The sequence below is a fragment of the Kitasatospora sp. NPDC127111 genome (genome assembly GCF_042677465.1).
Classification (GTDB): Bacteria; Actinomycetota; Actinomycetes; order Streptomycetales; family Streptomycetaceae; genus Kitasatospora.
The window spans coordinates 1-21657 of the sequence record NZ_JBHXTG010000111.1; the positions used below are offsets into that span (position 1 = coordinate 1).

6 protein-coding genes are annotated in these 21657 nt (G+C 75.1%); 1 reads left to right on the forward strand and 5 read right to left on the reverse strand.

The window, feature by feature from the left end; all coding sequences use genetic code 11:
• The 3 genes from ACFVHB_RS37620 to ACFVHB_RS37630 all read right to left on the reverse strand — a co-directional run.
• Positions 1 to 1993, reverse strand: a 1993-nt coding sequence (locus tag ACFVHB_RS37620; protein ID WP_380331746.1) for a type I polyketide synthase, incomplete at its 3' end; no start/stop codon positions are given.
• A gap of 39 nt (positions 1994 to 2032) precedes the next feature.
• The gene (locus tag ACFVHB_RS37625) at positions 2033 to 16426 is read right to left on the reverse strand and encodes a type I polyketide synthase (RefSeq protein ID WP_380331749.1); all 14394 of its coding nucleotides are present in this window, start codon (positions 16424 to 16426) and stop codon (positions 2033 to 2035) included.
• A gap of 460 nt (positions 16427 to 16886) precedes the next feature.
• Positions 16887 to 17549 (reverse strand): DUF1707 domain-containing protein, encoded by a 663-nt coding sequence (locus ACFVHB_RS37630; RefSeq protein WP_380331752.1) that lies wholly within the window; start codon positions 17547 to 17549, stop codon positions 16887 to 16889.
• Positions 17550 to 17832: 283 nt separating this feature from the next.
• On the opposite strand from ACFVHB_RS37630, the gene ACFVHB_RS37635 reads away from it, so the two are divergent.
• On the forward strand, positions 17833 to 18870 hold the full coding sequence (locus ACFVHB_RS37635; protein ID WP_380331754.1) for a methyltransferase: 1038 nt from the start codon (positions 17833 to 17835) through the stop codon (positions 18868 to 18870).
• 70 nt (positions 18871 to 18940) lie between these two features.
• Here the strand turns inward: ACFVHB_RS37635 and ACFVHB_RS37640 are convergent, their stop codons facing one another.
• Both ACFVHB_RS37640 and ACFVHB_RS37645 read right to left on the reverse strand, forming a co-directional pair.
• Entirely contained in the window at positions 18941 to 19660 is a 720-nt protein-coding gene (locus ACFVHB_RS37640; RefSeq protein WP_380331757.1) for a ribonuclease H, read from the reverse strand.
• 201 nt (positions 19661 to 19861) lie between these two features.
• Positions 19862 to 20722: an RNA polymerase sigma factor gene (locus ACFVHB_RS37645; protein WP_380331760.1), complete on the reverse strand. Its 861-nt coding sequence runs from the start codon at positions 20720 to 20722 to the stop codon at positions 19862 to 19864.
• Between the last annotated feature and the right edge of the window lie 935 nt (positions 20723 to 21657).

Genomic DNA, 21657 nt, shown 5'->3' on the forward strand with positions numbered 1-21657 from the left:
CACCGGCGGCCTCCCACACCGCCGCCAGCGACACCATCACGGCCCACATCACCGGCTGCACCACGTCCGCGGCCTCCAACGCGGGAGCACCCTCCGCGCCGGCCAGCACCTCCGACAGCGACCACGGAACGTGCGGCGCCAACGCCGCCTCACACTCCGCCAGCCGCGCCGCGAACACCGGGCTCGACTGCGCCAACTCCCGGCCCATGCCGACCCACTGCGCACCCTGACCCGCGAACACGAACGCCGTCCGACCACCCGAACGAGCCACGCCCGAGACGACCGAACCCGCAGCTACCCCGTCCAGCAGGCTGCCCAGCCCGGACACCAGCTCCTCACGGCCGCCACCGACCACCACGGCACGGTGCTCGAAGGCCGAGCGCGTCGCCGCCAGCGACCAGGCGACGTCCTCCGGCGTCGCCGCCGGCCGCGCCGACACCCAGTCCCGCAGCCGTCCCACCTGGGCCGCCAGGCCCTTGGCCGACCGGCCCGAGACCACCCAGGCCGCCAGCCCGTCCGGCTCCACCACCGCGGGAGCGGCCGGAGCCTCCTCGGCCTCGGCGGCCGGCTCGTCCAGGCCGTCCGCACCCTCGGCGTCCCCGGCGGGTGCCTCGGCGGTCCCCTCGTCCTCGGCCGGAGCCTCCTCCAGGATGACGTGCACGTTGGTGCCGCTCATGCCGAACCCGGAGACACCGCCCCGGCGGACCCGCTCCCCGGCGGGCCACGGCACCGGCTCGGCCAGCAGCCGCACCTCGCCCGCCGACCAGTCCACCTCGGCCGTCGGCTCCTCGACGTGGAGCGTCGCCGGCAGCTGCTCGTTCTGCAGCGCCAGCACCATCTTGATGATCCCGGCCATGCCCGCGGCCTGCTGGGTGTGGCCGATGTTCGACTTCACCGACCCCAGCCACAGCGGCCGGTCCTCGGGACGGTTCTGGCCGTAGGTGGCGAGCAGCGCCTGTGCCTCGATCGGGTCCCCGAGCGGGGTACCCGTCCCGTGCGCCTCCACCACGTCCACGTCGGCCGTCGACAGCCGGGCGCTGGCCAGCGCCGCGCGGATCACCCGCTGCTGGGAGGGGCCGTTCGGCGCCGTCAGACCGTTGGACGCGCCGTCCTGGTTGATCGCCGAACCGCGCACCACCGCGAGCACCTTGTGCCCGTTACGGCGCGCGTCCGACAGCCGCTCCACGACCACGACACCGGCGCCCTCGGCGACGCCCATGCCGTCCGCCCCGGCCCCGAAGGTCTTGCACCGCCCGTCGGGCGACAGCCCGAGCGACTTGCTGAAGTCGGTGAACAGCACCGGGGTGGCCGCCACGAACGCGCCCCCGACCAGCGCCATCGAGCACTCGCCGGAGCGCAGCGCCTGCGCGGCCAGGTGCAGCGAGACCAGCGACGACGAGCAGGCCGTGTCGACCGTGACCGCCGGGCCCTCCAGGCCCAGCGTGTAGGACACCCGGCCGGACAGGATGCTCGTGGCGTTGCCGGTCATCACGTGACCGTCGAGCTCGCCCTGCTTGCCGGTGATCCAGCCGTACCCGGAGGCGGACGCGCCGGCGAACACGCCCGTCGCCGACCCGCGCAGCGACGCCGGGTCGATCCCGGCCCGCTCCAGGGCCTCCCACGACACCTCCAGCAGCAGCCGCTGCTGCGGGTCCATCGACAGGGCCTCGCGCGGGCTGATCCCGAAGAAGCCGGCGTCGAACTGGGTGGCGTCGTAGATGAAGTTGCCCGCCTGCACCTCCGCGGCGCCGGCGCCGTCGTCGCCGAAGACCCACCCGCGGTCCTGCGGCAGCCCGGCCACCGATTCCCGCTGGGCGTCCAGCAGTTCCCACAGGCCCTCGGGGCTGCGCACGCCGCCGGGGAACCGGCAGCTCATGCCGACGATGGCGATGGGCTCACCACCGGCGCTCTCCAGTTCCTGGAGACGCTGCCGGGTCTCGTGCAGATTGGCGGTCACCCGCTTGAGGAAATAGCGGAGCTTCTCTTCGCTCACTTGCGTCACCTCGTCGAAGAAGTCGCGGCGTTGGCCGTGTCAGTGGATTCCGAGTTCCTTGCCGATGAAATCGAAGACTTCGTCGTCGGTTGACGATTCGAGCTTCTCCGCAACTCCGGTCTCGGCGGTCTGTGCCCGAGCCTCCCTCCACTTGGAGAGCACGACTTCGAGGCGGTTCGTGATCAGGGCGGATTCGTCGTCGCCGGCGATTCCGGCGAGCATGCCCTCCAGCTTGTCCAGCTCGGCCAGTACGGGCTGGGCCGGGCTGGTCTCCTCGGTCAGGCTGACCCGCAGGTGGTCGGCGAGCGCGGCCGAGGTGGGGTAGTCGAACAGGAGGGTGCTGGGCAGGCGCAGCCCGGTGGACGCGCCCAGCCGGTCCCGCAGTTCGACCGCGGTCAGCGAGTCGGCCCCGAGGTCGTTGAAGGCCCGGTCGGCCTCGACGGACTCGATGCTCGCGTGGCCCAGGACGGCGGCGGCCTCGGTCCGGACCAGGTCGGTCAGCAGCCGGTCCTGTTCCACCCGGGACAGGCCCGCCAGCTGCTGCGCCAGCGCGCTCCCGGCCGACGTGTCGGCCGAGCCGGTGGCGTCGCCCTTCGCGGCCAGGGCCTCGATGACCTCGGGCAGGCTCTCGATCAGCGGGCTGGGGCGGCGCAGCGTGAACGGCGGGGCGAACCGCGCCCAGTCCACGTCCACGACGGTGAGCAGCCGGTCCCGGCCGTCGAGCGCCTGGGCCAGGGCCTCGATCGCCTGGGCGGGATCGATCAGGCGCAGTCCTCGGCGGGTCATCGCGGCCGCGCCCTCCGCGTCGGTCATCCCGCCGCCGCCCCACGGGCCCCAGGCCACCGAGGTGGCGGCCAGGCCTCGGGCGAGGCGGTTCTCCGCCAGGGCGTCCAGGTAGGCGTTGGCCGCCGCGTAGCCGCCTTGGAGGCCACTGCCCCAGGTCGCCGCGATGGAGGAGAACAGGACGAACGCGTCCAGGTCCAGGCCGGCGGTCAGCCGGTCCAGGCTGGCGGCGCCGGCGGCCTTGGCGGCCAGCATGGCGGCCGTCTCCTCCACCGAGACGTCGTCCAGCGCGGTGGCCTGTCCGAGGCCGGCGGCGTGCATGACCGTGGTCAGCGGCGGGCCGCTCGCGCCGATCCTGGCGATCACCCCGGCGAGCGCGGTGTCCTCGGCGGCGTCGCAGGCGAACACGTCCACCCGGGCCCCGGTCGTCGCCAGCTCGGCCGCCAGGGCGGCCGTCCCCGCCGCCCCGGCCCCGGAGCGGCTCGTCAGCACGAGCCGCTCGGCGCCGCGGCCGGCCAGCCAGCGGGCCACGTGGCCGCCGATCGCACCGGTCCCGCCGGTGATCAGGGCGGTGCCGCGCGGCACGAACCGCCCGGCTGCGCCGCGGGGTTGCCCGGCCCTGGTGAGCCGGCGTCCGAAGAGGCCGGCCGGACGGATCGCGACCTGGTCCTCGCCGCACTCGGCGAGCACCGCGCAGAGCCGCGCCGCGGCCTGCTCGTCGAACTCCGCCGGCAGGTCGACCAGACCGCCGCCGTGGTCGGGGTGCTCCAGGGTGGCGACCCGGCCCAGACCCCACGTCTGCGCCTGCACCGGGCTGGTCAGTGCCTCGTCCGGCGTGGCGGCGACCGCGCCGCGGGTCACCGCCCACATCGGCGCGTGGACCCCCTCGGCGATCAGGGCCTGGATCAGCGTCTGGGTCCCGGCGAGGCCGTTCGCCAGCACCGGGTGACCGGGCAGCGGCGTCTCGTCCAGGGCCAGCAGCGACACGACGCCGGAGACCCCGGCCTCGGGGAGCGTCGCCGCGATCTGCGCGGCCATCCGCCGCTGGTCGGCGGTTTCCGTGGTCACCATCGTCACGACGTCGGCGCCGCGCGCGGTCAGCGCCCGCACGCAGGCCTGCCACAGGTCTTCCTCGGCCTGCTCGGGCGTGACCACCAGCAGCCAGTGCCCGGCCAGCACGGCCGGGGCGGGGTCGGCCACCGGCGCCCAGCCCACCCGGTACCGCCAGTTCGCGGTGACCGAACGGTCCTGCTCACGGCGCCGCCAGGACGCCAGGGCCGGCAGCACCTCGCCGAGGTGCCGCTGGTCCTCCAGCGCCAGGGTGTCGACGAGCTTGGCCAGGTCCCCGCTCTCGACGGCGGCCCAGAACTGTGCCTCGGCGGCCGTGCCCGTACCGTCCGCGCCGGCGTTCGGCGGGGTCTGCACGCCCTTGGGCCAGTACAGCTCGTGGCGGAAGGCGTAGGTGGGCAGCTCGACCGACGTGCCGGTCGGCAGTACCGAACTCCACTCCACCGCGGCGCCGTTGACGTACGCGCGGGCCAGGCCCGTGACCAGGCTCGGGACGCTCTCGTCGTTCCGCCGCTGGAGCGGGACGAAGGCGGCGTCCTCGCGCCCGGCCCCGGCCACGATGTCCGGGCCCAGCGAGGACAGCGATCCGTCGGGGCCGACCTCGATGAACACCGACACGCCCTGCTCGGCGAGAGCCGCGACGGCGTCGGCGAACCGCACCGCACCGCGCGTCTGCGCCGGCCAGTAACCCGCCTCGCACTCGGTCACCAGCTCACCGGTGAGCGCACCCGCCCACATCAGCTGCGGACGGCGGTACTCCAACCCCGCGGCCACGGCGGAGAGTTCGTCGAGCACCGGATCCATCGCCGGCGAGTGGAAGGCGTGCGAGACCCGCAGCCGCCGCACCCGGCGACCCCGCTCCCGCCACTCCTCCACCACCGCGTCGACGGCCTCAGCCTCACCCGAGATCACCACCGACTCCGGACCGTTGACCGCCGCGATCGCCACCCCGGTGACGTCCGCCAGAGTTGCCAGCACCTCCGCCTCGGGAGCGTTGATCGCCGCCATCGCACCGCCGCTCGGCAGCGCCTGCATCAGCCGCGCCCGCGCCGCCACCAGACGGCAGGCGTCCGGCAGCGAGAGCACCCCGGCCACGTACGCGGCCGCGACCTCACCCACCGAGTGACCCACCACCGCGTCCGGCGTCACACCCACGGCCTGCAACACCGCCGCGACACCGACCTCGAAGGCGAACAACCCCGCCTGCGCGTACAACGTCTGGTCCGCCAGCGTCTCGTCGACACCCTCGGCACCGAGCACCACGTCCCGCACCGAGATCCCGAGCTCCAGCTCCAGCAGCCCGCACACCCGGTCAAACACCTCGGCGAACACCGGGCTGCCCTCATAGAGCCCCCGGCCCATCCCGGTCCACTGCGAACCCTGACCCGCGAAGATCAGGCCGACGCGCGCACCGGCCCGCGCCGCCCCCGACACCACCGACGCCGCCGACGCACCAGCCGCCAGGCTCTCCACACCGCGCAGCAGTTCGGCGCGCTCGGTGCCCACCACCACAGCCCGGTGCTCGAACGCCGACCGCGTGGTCGCCAGCGACCAGCCCACGTCCGCCGGCTCCAGCTCCGGCCGCGCCACCACCCACTCGCGCAGCCGGCCCGCCTGAGCCGTCAGAGCGTCCGCCGAGCGACCCGAGACCACCCAGGCGCCGGCACCCGGCAGCACCGGGTCCACGGCCGGGGCCTCCGCCTCGACGTCCTCGGCGGCCGGCGCCTCCTCCACGATGACGTGCGCATTGGTGCCGCTGATCCCGAAGGCCGACACACCCGCCCGGCGCGGACGCCCGTTGGCCGGCCACGGCACCGGCTCGGCCAGCAGCCGCACCTCGCCCGAAGCCCAGTCCACGTGCGGCGACGGCTCGTCCACGTGCAGCGTCCGCGGCAGCTCCTCGTGCCGCAGCGCCAGCACCATCTTGATCACGCCCGCCATGCCGGCGGCCGCCTGGGTGTGGCCGATGTTCGACTTCACCGAACCCAGCCACAGCGGCTCGTCCCCGGCCCGTTCCTGGCCGTAGGTGGCCAGCAGCGCCTGCGCCTCGATCGGGTCCCCGAGCGGGGTGCCCGTCCCGTGCGCCTCCACCACGTCCACGTCCGCGGCGGTCAGCCCGGCATTGGCCAGGGCCGCCCGGATCACCCGCTGCTGCGAGGGGCCGTTCGGCGCCGTCAGACCGTTCGACGCGCCGTCCTGGTTGATCGCCGAGCCGCGCACCACCGCGAGCACCCGGTGCCCGTTGCGCCGGGCGTCGGAGAGCCGCTCCAGCACCACCATGCCGGCGCCCTCACCCATGCCCATGCCGTCGGCCGCCGCGGAGAAGGCCTTGGACCGTCCGTCCGCCGCCAGCCCGCGCTGCCGGGCGAAGCCCACCATCTCCCACGGCGTCGCCATCACCGCGACGCCGCCGACCAGGGCCAGCGAGCACTCGCCCGACCGCACCGACCGGGCGGCCGTGTGCAGCGCCACCAGCGAGGACGAGCACGCCGTGTCGACCGTCATCGCCGGGCCCTCCAGGCCCAGCACGTACGCCACCCGGCCGGAGATGATGCTCGTCGCGTTGCCGGTCACCAGGTGGCCCTCCACCTGCGCGGCGCCGTCCTGGCCGCCGAGCTGCATGCTGGCCAGCGCGTAGTTCGACGAGTACCCGCCGATGAAGACGCCGGTGCGCGAGCCGCCCAGCGAGGCCGGGTCGATGCCGGTGGACTCCAGCGCCTCCCAGGACAGTTCGAGCATCAGCCGCTGCTGCGGGTCCATCGCCAGCGCCTCGCGCGGGCTGATCCCGAAGAAGCCCGCGTCGAACCGGCTCGCCTGGTGCAGGAAGCCGCCCTCACGCGTGTACGTGGTCCCGGCGTGCGCGGGGTCCGGGTCGAACAGGGCGTCCGCGTCCCAGCCACGGTCCTGCGGGAGGCCGGAGATGCCCTCGCCGCCCGCGGCCAGCAACTCCCAGAGTTCCTCGGGGGTGTTCAGCCCGCCCGGGAACCGGCAGCTCATCGCGACGATCGCGACCGGCTCGTCGTCGGTGACGACGGCGGCCGGCGCGACCGGGGCCGACGCGTGGCCGGCCAGGGCGCCGAGCAGCTCCGTCCGCAGGTGCTCGGCGAGCACCTGGGGGGTGGGGTAGTCGAACATCAGCGTCGCCGGCAGGCGCAGCCCGGTCGCCGTGGCGATCCGGTTCCGCAGCTCGACCGAGGTCAGCGAGTCGAAGCCCAACTCGCTGAAGGCACGGCCGGCTTCGACCTCGTCGGAGCTCGCGTAGTTGAGGACGGCGGCGGCCTCCTCGCGGATCGTGTCGACCAGGAGCCGGTCCTGCTCCGCCCGCGACAGGCCGGTCAGCCGCTGGGCCAGCTCGCCCTCGGCCGCCCGTCCGCCGCCGCTCTCGGTCCGCTGCGCCGCCTTCAGCCGCACGGCGTCCGGCAGGTCGCGCAGGAACGGGACGTCCAGGATCTGCGCCTGGCCGGGAGCGGCCGCGAAGGCGGGCCAGTCGAGGTCCATGACGGTCAGGACGGTGTCCGGGCCGGCCACCGCGCCGCCCAGGGCCTTGACCGCCAGCTCGGGGTCCATCAGGACCTCCCAGCGGTTGCGGCGCAGCCGCTGCCGGGCCGCTTCGCTGCCCCCGGACACGCCCTCACCGGCCCAGGGGCCCCAGGCCACCGAGAGGGCGGGCAGGCCGCGGGAGCGCCGGTTCTCGGCCAGCGCGTCCAGGAAGGCGTTGGCGGCCGAGTAGTTGGCCTGGCCGGCGCCGCCGAAGGTGGACGCGGCCGAGGAGAACAGCACGAACGCGTCCAGGTCCAGGCCGGCGGTGAGCTCGTCGAGGTGGACGGCGCCGGCGGCCTTGGGCGCGAGGGCGCTGGCCAGCCGGTCGGGGTCGAGGCCGTCGAGCACGCCGTCGTCGAGCACGCCGGCGGTGTGCAGGACGGTGGTGAGCGGCGGGCCGCCCGCCCCGATGCGGTCGATGACGCCGGCGAGGTCGGCGCGGCTGGCGCTGTCGCAGCCGGTGATCTCGACGTCGGTCCCGGCGGCGGCCAGGCCGGCGGCCAGCGCCACGGCGCCCGGGGCGGTGACCCCGGACCGGCTGGCGAGGACGAGCCGCTCGGCGCGGCCGGCCAGCCAGCGGGCCACGTGCCCGCCGACCGCGCCGGTCCCGCCGGTGATCAGCACGGTGCCGCGCGGCGTCCACTCCCGGCCCGCCTTGGCCTGCGGGGCGCGGGTCAGACGGCGGCCGAGGATCCCGGCGGGCCGGATGGCCACCTCGTCCTCGCCGCAGCCGGCGAGGACCGTGCAGAGGCGGCTCGCGGCCCGGTCGTCGAGCACGGCGGGCAGGTCGATCAGGCCGCCCCAGCGGTCCGGCTGCTCCAGGAAGACGACCCGGCCGAGGCCCCAGGTCTGCGCCTGCACCGGGTTGGTCAGCGGGTCGCCCGGGCCGGTGGCGACCGCCCCGGAGGTGAGCGTCCACAGCGGCGCGGTGATCGCGGCGTCGGTCAGCGCCTGGATCAGGGTCAGGGTGCCGGCCAGTCCGGCGGGCACCACGGGCCGGTCCGCGAGCGGCGTCTCCTCCAGGCCGAGCAGCGACACCACACCGGTCACGCGCGCCGGCGCGTCCTCGTCGGCACCGGACCGCAGGGCCCGGGTGAGGTCGGCGGCCAGCGACTCGCGCCGGGCCGTGCCGGTCTCCACCTCGATGACCTCGGCCCGGGCGCCCCGCGCGGTCAGCGCGCGGACGCACGCCTCGACCAGGTCCGCGGTGCGGCCGGCCCGGTCCGCCGGGACGGCCACCAGCCAGGTGCCGGCCGGCTTGGCCGGTGCCGGGTCGGTGACGGGCGCCCAGGTGACGCGGTAGCGCCAGTTCCCGGTGACGTCCCGGTCCCGTTCGCGCCGCCGCCAGGAGGCCAGCGACGGGAGCACCTCGCCGAAGGACCGCTGTCCGTCCACGGCGAGCGTGTCGGCGAGCTGCTGCAGGTCGCCGCCCTCGACGGCGGCCCAGAACCGGGCCTCGGCCTCCGAGGAGGCACCGTCCCCGCCGGCCACCGCCGGCGCCGCCAGGCGGGAGCCGCTGAGCCAGTACCGCTGGTGCTGGAAGGCGTAGGTGGGCAGGTCCGTGCGGCGCCCGGCCGGCAGGACCCGCCGCCAGTCGACGGAGGTGCCGCCGACGTGCACCTGGGCGAGGGCGGCCAGCAGCCGCCGCGGGCCGCTGTTCTCGCGGTCCAGCGTCCCGGTGATCACCGGGGTGCCGGCCGTGCCCAGGTCCTCGATCGTCTCGGCGATCCCGGTGGTCAGCACCGGCTGCGGGGACACCTCGACGAAGGTCCGGTTCCCGGCCGCGGCCAGCTCCCGGACGGCCTCGTCGAAGCGGACGGTGCGGCGGACGTTGGCGAACCAGTACCCGGCGTCCAGCTCCGTGCCGTTCATCCACCGGCACTCGACCGTGGAGAACAGCGGGACGCGCCCGGCTGCCGGCCGGATGCCCGCCAGCCGCTCGGTCAGGACGCCCTCCAGTTCGGACACCCCGGCCGAGTGCGCCACGAAGTCGGTCACCGGGATCGGCCAGCGCATGACCTTCCGGGCCGCCAGCTCGGCACCGAACTCGGCCAGCGCCTCCGTCTCACCGGAGACCACGGTGGCGGCGGGCCCGTTCACCGCGGCCACCGCCAGCCGGTCGCCCCAGGGGGCGAGCAGCTCGCGCACCGCCGCGACGGGCATGACGACCGACAGCATCCCGCCGCCGGTGCCGAGCCCGGACAGCGCCCGGCTGCGGACCGTCACCACCTCGGCCGCGTCCTCCAGCGACAGGATCCCGGCCACCGTGGCCGCCGCGATCTCGCCCTGGGAGTGGCCGACCACCGCGCCCGGCGTGACGCCCGCGGCCTCCCACACGGCGGCCAGCGACACCATCACCGCCCACAGCGCCGGCTGGACCACGTCGGCGCGGTCCAGGGCGGGCGCGCCGTCCGCTCCGGCCAGCACCTCGGTCAACGACCAGTCCACGTACGGTTCCAGGGCCCGCGCGCACTCGGCGATCCGGGCCGCGAACACCGGCGAGGCCGCCAGCATCTCCCGGCCCATGCCGTCCCACTGGGCGCCCTGGCCGGGGAAGACGAACACCGCCTCGCTCGCCTCGGCGGCCGCCGACGTCCCGACGACCACGCCGGGAGCGCGTTCCCCGGCCGCCACCGCGGCCAGGCCCGCGGCCAGCTCCTCGCGGGCGGTCCCGGTCACCACGGCCCGGTACTCGTACACCGACCGGGTCGCCGCCAGCGACCAGGCGACGTCCGCCGGGTCCAGCTCCGGGCGGGTCGCCACGTACTCCGCCAGCCGGGCCGCCTGCCGGCGCAGGCCGTCCGCCGTCCGCCCGGACACCACCCAGGCGCCGACCTCGGGAGCGTCGAGGACCGCGGGGGCCTGCGGCGCTCCGGCGCCCGCGCCGGCCGCGGTCGCCTCGGCGTCCGCCGGGTCGGGGGCCTCCTCCAGGATCAGGTGGGCGTTGGTGCCGCTGACCCCGAACGAGGACACCCCGGCCCGGCGCGGGCGTCCGTCCGTCCGCCACGGCCGCGACTCCGTGAGCAGGCGGACGTCGCCGGCCGACCAGTCCACGTGCGGCGAGGGCTCGTCCGCGTGCAGGGTGGCCGGCAGGTTCTTGTGCTGCAGCGCCAGCACCATCTTGATCAGGCCGCTGATACCGGCCGCACCCTGGGTGTGACCGATGTTGGACTTCACCGACCCCAGCCACAACGGCCGTCCCTCCGGCCGGTCCTGGCCGTAGGTGGCGATCACCGCCTGCGCCTCGATCGGGTCGCCCAGCACCGTGCCGGAGCCGTGCGCCTCGACCACGTCCACGTCGGCCGTCGTCAGGCCGGCGTCGGCCAGGGCCGCGCGGATCACCCGCTGCTGCGAGGGACCGTTGGGCGCGGTCAGGCCGTTCGACGCGCCGTCCTGGTTGACGGCGGAGCCGCGCACCACCGCGAGCACCGGGTGGCCGTTGCGCCGGGCGTCCGAGAGGCGCTCCAGCACCACCATGCCCGCGCCCTCGGCGACGCCCATGCCGTCCGCCGCGGCCGAGAACGACTTCGACCGGCCGTCCGGGGACAGCCCGCGCTGCTTGCTCACCCAGACGAAGAGGTCCGGGGCGGAGGCGATGAACGCGCCGCCGGCCAGCGCCAGCGAGCACTCGCCCGAACGCAGCGCCTGGCTCGCCAGGTTGACCGCCACCAGCGCCGACGAGCAGGCCGTGTCGACGGTCACCGCCGGGCCCTCCAGGCCGAAGGTGTAGGCCACCCGGCCGGAGAGCACGCTGGTCGTGGTGCCCGTCAGCAGGTGCGCCTCCAGGCCCTCCGAGGCGTCCGGCCCGACCAGGCCGTAGCCCGCGTAGCTCGCGCCCGTGAACACGCCCGTCCGGCTGCCGCGCAGCGTCGACTGGGCGATGCCGGCCCGCTCCAGGGCCTCCCAGGACGTCTCCAGCAGGAGCCGCTGCTGCGGGTCCATCGCGAGCGCCTCGCGCGGGCTGATGCCGAAGAAGCCGGCGTCGAACTCGGCCGCGTTGTAGACGAATCCGCCCTGGCGCACGTACGCCGTGCCGGGGTTGTCCGGGTCCGGGTCGTAGAGGCCGTCCAGGTCCCAGCCGCGGTCCTGCGGGAACGCCCCGATCGCGTCCGTGCCCGAGTCCAGGAGCTCCCACAGCTCCTCCGGGCTGCGAACGCCGCCGGGGAAGCGGCAGCCCATGCCCACGATCACCACCGGGTCGTCGTCCAGCGGCACCGTGCTCGCCACGACGGCCCCGCCGGCGCTCGCCGTTCCGCCGGCACCCGCGGCCGCGCCGCCGAGCAGCTCGGAGCGGAGGTAGCCGGCCAGCACCGTCGGGCTCGGGTAGTCGAAGAGCAGCGTGGCGGGCAGCTTCAGGCCGGTGGCGGCGCCCAGCCGGTTGCGGAGCTCGACGGCGGTCAGGGAGTCGAAGCCCAGCTCGCTGAAGGCCCGGCTGCCGCCGACGGCCTCCGGGGAGGAGTACTCCAGGACGGCGGCGGCTTCCGCCCGTACCAGGTTGACCAGGGTGCGGTCCTGCTCGGCGGCCGGCAGGCCGGCCAGCTGCTGCCGCAGCGGCGTACCGGCGGCCCGGTCGACGGCCTCGTCGGGTCCGTCGCCGGCCAGCGCCTCGACGACCTCGGGCAGGCCCTCGATCAGCGGGCTGCGCCGGCGCAGCGTGAACGGCGGCGCGAACCGCGCCCAGTCCACGTCGACGACCGTCGTCAGCGCCTCGCCGCCGTCCAGGAGCTGCGCCAGCGTCCGGGTGGCCAGGTCGGGGCTCATCAGCCGCAGCCCGCGCCGCTCCAGCTGGGCCCCGTCGGCGCCGGCGCCCATCGCGCCGACGCTCCACGGGCCCCAGGCCACCGAGGTGGCGGTCAGGCCCCGGGCCAGGCGGCCGGCCGCCAGGGCGTCGAGGAAGGCGTTCGCCGCGGAGAACCCGGGCTGCTGGCCGCCGCCCCAGACGGCGGCGACCGAGGAGAAGAGGACGAAGGCGTCGAGGTCCAGGTCCGCGGTCAGCTCGTCCAGCCAGGCCGCCGCGTCCGCCTTGACCGCGAGCACCCCGGCGAACTCCGCGAGGTCGAGGTCGTCGACCGGCTTGTTGTCGATGGCCTCCGCGAGGTGCAGGACGGACGACAGCGCGGGGCCGGTCGCCGCGATCCGGTCGAGCAGGCCGGCCAGCTCGGCGCGCCGCCCGGCGTCGCACGCCACGACGTCCACCCGGGCGCCCAGCGCGGCGAGTTCGGCCGCCTGCGCGGCGACGCCGGGGGCGGCCGGACCGGTGGTGCCGGTCAGCACCAGCCGGGACGCGCCCCGGCCGGCCAGCCAGCGGGCGACGTGCCCGCCGATCGGGTCGGTGCCGCCGGTGACCAGCACACTGCCGCGCGGCTTCCACTCCCGGCCCGCCTTCGGCTGCGGGGCACGGGTCAGCCGGCGGGCCAGGAGTCCGGTCCGCCGGACGGCGACCTGGTCCTCGCCGCAGCCGCCCAGGACGGCGGCCAGCCGCGCGCCCACCCGCTCGTCGGCCACCTCGGGCAGGTCGATCAGCCCGCCCCAGCGGTCCGGGTGTTCAAGTGCGACGACGCGGCCGAGGCCCCAGACCTGGGCCTGCGTCGGGCTGGCCGGCGCCTCGCCCGGGGTCGCCGCGACGGCGCCACGGGTGACGACCCACAGCGGCGCGGTCACGCCGGTGTCGCCGAGGGCCTGCACGAGCGCGAGCGTCGTGGTGAGGCCGCCGGACACCGCCGGGTGGACGGGCAGGCGGGTCTCGTCGGCCGCCAGGAGTGACAGCACGCCGGACACCGCCGGCTCGGCGCCCTGCAGTGCCTCGGTGAGCAGCTCGGCCACGTCCGCCCGGTCGACGGTTCCCGCCGGGATCTCGACGAACACCGGCTGGGCTCCGTGGGCGGTCAGCGCGGCCGTGCACTGCTGGACCAGGCCGGCGTCGGCCCGGCCGGCGGGGGTGACGACCAGCCAGCTCCCGGACGGTCCGCCCGGGGTCTGCTCGGTCACCGGCGTCCAGGTCACGCGGTAGCGCCAGCCGTCGGTCACCGAGCGGTCGCGCTCGCGGCGGCGCCAGGACGCCAGCGCGGGCAGGATCTCGGCGAGCTGCTGCTGGTCCTCGATCGCCAGCGTGTCGGCGATCCGGGCCAGGTCGCCGCCCTCGACGGCGGCCCAGAACTCGGCCTCGGCGGCGGTGCTCGTGCCGTCGCCACCCAGCACGGTGGCGGTGTCGGCCGCGGACTGGAGCCAGAAGCGCTGACGCTGGAAGGCGTAGGTCGGCAGCTCCACGGGCTCGGCGGCGGGCAGGACGGTCTTCCAGTCGACGGGCAGACCGCCGACGTGGGCCTGCGCGAACGCGGTGAGCAGACGGGCGGCGCCGGCGTTGTCACGCTCCAGCGTGCCCACCGTCAGGACGTCGGCGATGCCCGCGTCCTCGGCGGTCTCGGTGACGGAGGCGGTCAGCACCGGGTGCGTGGACACCTCGACGAACGCGCCGTAACCCCCGCCGAGGAGCGTCCGGACGGCCTCCTCGAAGCGGACCATCCGGCGCAGGTTCGCGTACCAGTACGCGGCGTCCACCTCGGTGCCGGACAGCCACTCGCCGGTGACCGTGGAGATCATCGGCACCCGGCCCGGCTGCGGGGTGATCCCGGCCAGCTCCTCGGCGAGGACGGCCTCCAGGGGCTCGACCGCCGGCGAGTGCGCCACGAAGTCCGTCGCGGGGATCCGCCAGCGCAGCACCTTGCGCGAGGCCAGCTCACGCTCGAACTCCGCCAGCGCGTCCGGCTCGCCCGACACCACGACCGCCGCCGGCCCGTTGACCGCCGCGATGGACAGGCGCTCGCCCCAGCCCTCGACGATCTCCCGCACGGCCTGCGACGGCATCACGACCGAGACCATCGAGCCCTGCACCGACAGACCCGTCAGGGCCCGCGCCCGCACGGCCACCACGCGGGCGCCGTCCTCGATGCTGAGCATCCCGGCGACGGTGGCCGCCGCGATCTCCCCCTGCGAATGGCCGACCACGGCGTCCGGGGTGATGCCCGCGGCCTCCCAGACCGCCGCCAGCGACACCATGATCGCCCACAGCACCGGCTGCACCACGTCGGCCGCGTCCAGCCCCGGAGCACCCTCGACCCCGGCGATGACGTCCGACAGCGACCACGGAACGTGCGGCGCCAGCGCCGCCTCGCACTCCGCCAGCCGCGCCGCGAACACCGGGCTCGACTGCGCCAACTCGCGGCCCATGCCGACCCACTGCGCACCCTGACCGGCGAACACGAACGCCGTCCGACCACCCGAACGGGCCACGCCCGACACCACCGACGCGGAACGCGTCCCGGCGACCAGACCGCCCAGCCCGGACAGCAGCTCCTCACGGCCGCCACCCACGACGACCGCCCGGTGCTCGAACACCGAGCGCGTCGCCGCCAGCGACCACGCCACCTCCGCCGGCACCAGCTCCGGCCGCGCCGACACCCACTCCCGCAGCCGGCCGGCCTGAGCCGTCAGCCCCTCCGCCGACCGGCTCGACAGCAGCCACGCGGCCGGCCCGTCCGGCTCCACCACCGCGGGAGCGGCGGGAGCCGCCTCGACCGCGGCGGCCCGAGCCTCGCCCGTCTCCTCGTCCGCATCCTCACCGGCGGGCTCGTCCGCACCCGCGGACGCGCCGTCCCCGGTCGGGGCCTCCTCCAGGATGATGTGGACGTTGGTGCCGCTCATCCCGAACGACGACACGCCGGCCCGGCGCGCGTGCTCCCCGGTGGGCCACTCCGCCGCCTCGTTCAGCAGCTTGACGTCGCCGGCCGCCCACTCCACGTGCGGCGTCGGCTCGTCCGCGTGGAGCGTGGCCGGCAGCCGCTCGTGCTGCAGCGCCAGCACCATCTTCATCACACCGGCCACACCGGCGGCCGCCTGGGTGTGCCCGATGTTCGACTTCACCGACCCCAGCCACAGCGGCCGTCCCTCGGCGCGCTCCTGACCGTAGGTGGCGAGCAGGGCCTCGGCCTCGATCGGGTCGCCGAGCGTGGTCGCCGACCCGTGCGCCTCCACCGCGTCGACCTCGTCGGCACGGACCCCGGCGTTCGCCAGCGCCGCCCGGATCACCCGCTGCTGCGACGGGCCGTTCGGCGCCGTCAGACCGTTCGACGCACCGTCCTGGTTGACCGCCGAACCGCGCATCACGGCCAGGATCCTGTGCCCGTTGCGGCGCGCGTCCGACAGCCGCTCCACCACGAGGACGCCGACGCCCTCGGCCCAGCCGGAGCCGTCGGCCGCCGCCGCGAAGGACTTGCAGCGCCCGTCCACCGAGGTCCCGCGCTGGCGGGAGAAGCCCACGAAGACGGACGGGCTGGAGATCACCGTCGCGCCGCCCACCAGTGCCAGCGAGCACTCACCGGAGCGCAGCGACTGGGCGGCGAGGTGCAGCGCCACCAGGGAGGACGAGCACGCGGTGTCGATGGTGACGGCCGGGCCCTCCAGACCGAGGGTGAACGCCACCCGGCCCGAGGTGACACTGGTCGCGATGCCGGTGAGGAGGTGCCCCTCCGACCCTCCGCTCTGCGCCGCCGGGTCGGTGCCGTAGCCCTGGCTGTAGGCGCCGGCGAACACGCCGGTCCGGCTGCCGCGCAGGGAGGCGGCGTCGATGCCCGCCTGCTCCAGCGCCTCCCAGGACACCTCCAGCAGCAGGCGCTGCTGCGGGTCCATCGTGACGGCCTCGCGCGGGCTGATCCCGAAGAAGCCGGCGTCGAACTCGGTGGCGTCGTACATGAATCCGCCGTGGCGCGCGTACGACGTGCCCGGGTGGTCGGGGTCGGGGTCGTACAGGTTCTCGAGGTCCCAACCGCGGTCCTGCGGGAACGGGCCGATCGCGTCGGACCCGTCGGCGAGCAGCTGCCACAGCTGCTCGGGGCTCTGCACCCCGCCGGGGAACCGGCAGCCCATGCCGACGATCGCGATCGGCTCCTGACTCCGCTCCTCGACCTCAGCCAGTCGACGGCGGACCTGGCGCAGATTAGCCGTCACGAGCTTCAGATAATCGCGGAGCCTGTCTTCGTTGGCCATTTAATTCCGCCACCCCTGCTTGCCGAGGATATGCCAATACTGATCTGCACAGCCGCGGTGCGGGATTACCGCGGGAATTACGCAAAAATCGGGATTCTCTCAATACCTGCAAAAGATCGAGCCCACCAGCAACAGGAACGTATCCACCCCTGTTGGGCGGCGCAAACGTGGCAGTTGAACACTTGAACCGTCGAACCACTTGACCACGCATGGGAATCGAGGAATCCGACACTCGATCCGCCGGACCGCACGGGTACCGGATAGCATTGAATACCACGGACGGCTATTCAGGTCCAGCGGCCTCCGCCGCGCAGAGCCCCGCCCCCGGGCGGGCAGCACGGAGGGCGGTGGCCGGCCCCCGCGAGCCGCCCACCGCCCTCCGCCACCGCTCTCTGCCCACCGCCCCGCGCCCGCTCCGCCCCCCGGTCACCTGCCGCCGGACCACCGTCCGGCCCGCACCTCAGAGCGCGCTTTCCCCGCGCATCCACTGCCCGAGCGTCCGCCGCGGGTACCTGACCACCACGTCACCGCCGCGGACCCGGCCGCTCACGTTCACCCGGAGCTCGACCGGCTCGTTCCAACCCGGCTTGGGCACACGGACCTTGAGGTCCCCCACGCCCACGGCCAGGTCGTGGGTCGCCACCACGATGCCCGGCCTGACCACGATGATCAGGTCGCCGCCGATGCTCAGGTAGACGTCGAGGTCGAGGGTGGCATGGCTGATCACCGCCTGGGTGAAGTCGAGCTTGACGTCGCCCCCGTGCATGCGGATGTCCAGCCGGCGCGGCACCTCCCAGGGCCCGATCCGCCGCAGGGTGCCGAACCGCTGGTTGATCTCCACCACGTCCTTGCCCGGCCGGCCCGGCTCGGCGCGGCGCACGGGAACGGGTGCCGGAACGGGAGCGACCGGCAGGTCCCGGGTCAGCTCGGCCAGTTCGCCGAAGGTCCGGGCGTTCAGCGCCAGCGCGAGACGCTCGTCGAGCTCCTCCGCCGTGAGCCGGCCGTCCGCCGCGGCATCGCGGAGGATCTCGACGACCTCGTCCCGGTCGGCGTGCGAAGCCCTGATGTCCCCCGCGGACACGTCCCCGGCACGGTGACCGCTTGACGACCTGTCATCCGTCATGTCTCCAGCCTGATCTTCCTCTGGCAGCGTCACGTCCAATCGACGGTACATGACACCGGATTGCTCCCCGGCCGCAAACGGAACATCCGGCGCTGTTCAACTGGCCGCTCCCGCGCGTCCGGACGGATCCCGAAGTGCCACCGGGCCACCGGGTACCCCGCGAACTCACCGCTGCGCGCACGGCAGTTGAACGACGCGACGCGGCGCCACGGCTCCCACTACGGTCGGCCGGACGAACCGTCATCCGCAACCCGCCGTCGAAGCCGAGGAAGTGAACGGGGCCATGGAAACGTCGCTGGTCAGTCTTGTCATGGGGTCCTTCACATCCGCCACGGTGGGCGCGGCGGCGCGCCTGGGCATCGCCGACGCCCTCGCGGACGGGCCGGCCACGCCCGACGAGCTGGCCGCGGCCGTCGACGCGGACCGCGACGCGCTCGTCTCCCTCATGACGGCCCTGACCGCGCTGGGGGTCTTCGCGAAGGACGAGGACGGCCGCTACACCAACTCGCCCCAGTCCGAGCTGCTCCGGACCGACCACCCCGATTCGATGCGCTACCTGACCGCGCTGCTCTGCGGCCTCTACGCGCAGGCCGCCGCCGGCGGGCTCGCGGAGGCCGTGCGGACCGGCACCTCGGTCATGCCCCACGCGTTCGGGGTCCCGCTCTACGAGTACCTGGACAAGGACCCCGAGACCGCCCGGATCTTCGACCTCGCCATGCAGGACTGGGCCCGCCCGATCGGCGCCGTGCTGGCCGAGCACGTCCCGTTCGAGAACGTCCGCACCGTGATCGACGTCGGCGGCGGCAACGGCACCCTCCTCAAGGCCGTCCTCACGGCCCACCCGCACCTCAAGGGCATCTGCGTGGACCGTCCGGACACCTGCCGGCGGGCGGAGGAGGACCTCCGCGCCTCCGGCAACGAGGACCTCATCGCGCGGCTCACCTTCCAGCCCGCCGACATCCTCCGCGAGGTCCCCGAGGGCGGCGACCTCTACATCCTCAAGAACGTGCTCCACGACTGGAGTTCGGAGAGCGGCGTCCAGATCCTCGGCAACATCCGCCGCGCGATGAGCGCCACCACCGCCCCCGACGGCGCCCCGACGCTCCTGGTGATCGACCCGCTGGCCGAGCACGACTCCGGCGCCGCCTTCCGCAACGTCATCAAGATGGTCGTCGGCGAGTCCAAGGCCCGCGAACGCACCGAGGCCGACATGCGCCGCGAAGCGGCCGCCGCCGGCCTTCAGGTCCTCTCCATCACCCCCTGCCCGGCCGACCTCAGCGTCACCGCCTGCACCATCGCCCCCGACACGCAGGCTGCCTGAGGAAGCATCACGCCACCGGCGTGACCCCGAGGGGCCACGCCGGTGGCGTGCGTGCGGTATGGCGCGGCCCTCAGGCGTGGGCCTGCGCGCACTGCGGGTGTCCCCAGCTGCCGCCCACCTTGGTGATCGTGTCCCCCTTGGCGTAGGGGCGGGTGCACGGACACGTCCCGGCGTACCGCGCGGCCAGCGTCCGGGACCCGCCCGACGAACTCCGCTTGGCCGACGAGGACGACGAGGACGACGAGGCCGAGGACGGCGAGGCGGACGCGGCCCGCCGGACGCGCGGCACGGTCTTCGAAGCCGGCTCGGGCACCGGAAGGTCCGCCGCGGTCCCGCCGGCGGCCTCCTGGCTGCGGGCGGCGTCACTGGCCGCCTTGTCCGCGATGGCGTTCAGCGGATCACCGTCCACCTGGTGCGCGGGCACGTACACGAACGTGACGTCCCGCCCCGCCAGCAGCGCGTCGATCCGCTGGATCAGCTCCTGGTTGGCCACCGGCTTGCCCGCGGCGGTCTTCCAGCCGTTGCGCTTCCACCCGGCCAGCCACTTCGTCACCGCGTCACGGGTGTACGTGCTGTCGAGCCGCACCTCCAGCGGAACGGCGGGATCCGTCGCGACCAGCAACTGCTGCAGCGCCGTCAGCTCGCCGACGTTGTTCGTGGTGCGCCCGAGCGGCCCGGCCTGCCACCGCTGCGGAACGCCATCACCGTCCGCCACCACGAAGGCCCACCCCGCCGGCCCCGGGTTGCCCTTGGCCGCCCCGTCACACGCCGCAATCACTCGTTCAACCATCCCCCGATCATGCCAGGCCACGCCCGGCCCGCCCCGAACCGGGACGAACGCCGCGGGTGGCCCCCCGCGCCTTCCCGGCTCCGGTCGTACCGGTCGTGCCGGTGCTTCCGGTTGTTCCGGCTGTCCTGGTCGTTCCACCGGCGGTCGGCGGCCGGGGGTGGCTGAGGGCACTCGGGACCGGCCGCCGTCGAGGGCGGCCGCTCACCGCCGCCGGACCGGGCGCCGGCGTCGCCGCGCGGCCTCGGGGGCGGGGACCGTCGAGACGGTCTCCGCCGTCGACACCGCCTCCACCGCGCGGTGGTTGGCGCGCTCGACCTCAACCGCCACCCGGGCGCAGCCCTCGCAGTGCTCCAGGTGGCGGGCCAGCTCGGGGCCGCGCCGGCGGCCGGGGCGCCGGATGGCGTCGGCCAGCCGGGCGGTGAAGTAGCGGCACGCCGGCTCGGCCGGCTGGTCCACGTCCTCGCGCCGGTAGGCCTCGCGCAGTCCCTCCCGGGCCCGCGCGGCGAGGGAGCGCACTCCGCTCGGTGTCATCCCCATGCGTTGCGCGACGGCGGCCGCCGACTCCCCCTCCACGACGGTCAGCCAGAGGAGGGCCTGCCACCGCTCGGGGAGGGAGCGGTAGGCCTTGGCGACCAGGGCGGTCTCCTCGGTGGCGAGCAGCGCGGCCTCGGTCTCCGCGTCCCCGGCGAGGTGTTCGACCCAGGTCTCGAAGTCCTCCGGCAGCAGCACCCGGCGGGTGAAGTGCCTGCTCCACTCCATCGCGGTGCGGCGGACGCAGGCCATCAGGTACGGGCGCCAGGCGTGCCGCGGTCCGTGGCCGCGGGCCACCGACACGTACGTACGGGCGTAGGCCTCGGCGGCGAGGTCCTGCGCGGTCTGCGGGTCACGGCAGTAGCCGCGCGCGTAGGCCAGCACCGCACCGTAGTGGCGGGTGAAGACCTCGGCCATCACGTCTCCGACACGGGAGGTGTCGGTGGCGGTCGCGGCGGGAAGGACCGCCGAGAGCTCGACGTCGCTCAAGGTGCTCAGACCCAGTCCGTAGTCCTCGGAACGCACGGTCATGTGTTCTCCTCAGGTCTGGTTGCCCCGTGACGGGCAGTTCGCGCGCACCGGGGGGTGCGGCGGCCACGGGGCCGGGGGAAGAGATCGGGAGTGGCTCGGTGGTCGGCGAGGCGGGGCAGGCGCGGCGCTGCACCTGACGACTCGGGGTGGCCGGGCGCGGGGGCACCCGGTCGCGGGGGCGTGACGTCTGTCGATGCCCTCGGCCTTCCCGGGTTGGACGACACCGGTGACGGACGGCTGCCGCGCCGTCGGGAGGCGGTGGAGGGTGGTCCACAGCACACCAGCCGGACGGCGTTCGGGCAATCGTCTCCATGCCCGCCATCCGTCCGCCCATTCCCAAACCGAATAGCGTGCGACGGTCGTCGGGCGGTGCGCGCGGGCGCCGGATCGCCCGGTGGCCCGCTTCTCCGCAGACCCACTGGTCCCGTCCGTCCCGGGCATCCGTCCGACGCCGCGGATGTAACAGAAATGCCGATTCGGGTTTGGCATGTTCCAAATCGGTAGCGCGGAGCAACCGATGACACCGTGACGGTCGAGCAGTGCCTCCGAACGCGGCCTGCCGCACCGTCAGGAGGGAATTCGTGACCAGGTGTTCGGCTCGCCGAGTCGTCGAGACGGCAGACGTGAACTCCCGTGCGGCGCCATGTGAAATGGCCCGGTGTCGGGCACGGCGGCGGAGGGGGCCGCGCGGCCGTACCCGCCCGGCCGGCTGTCGGCACCGGGCCGCCCCGGGCGTTCCACGGGCTCGGCGGAGCCGAATGGCACCCCGTGCCCCGGCAGGCGCTCCGGGCCGGTGGTGGGCCCCTTCCGGCGCACCGGGCGGGCCCGCACCGGCCAGGCGGCCCGCGCGGCCGTGCAGGAGGCGGCGGGGCGCCCGGAACGCGACGGGCGGTGGCGACGCCACGAGACTCCCGCGGGCCCGGGCCCGCGGGAGT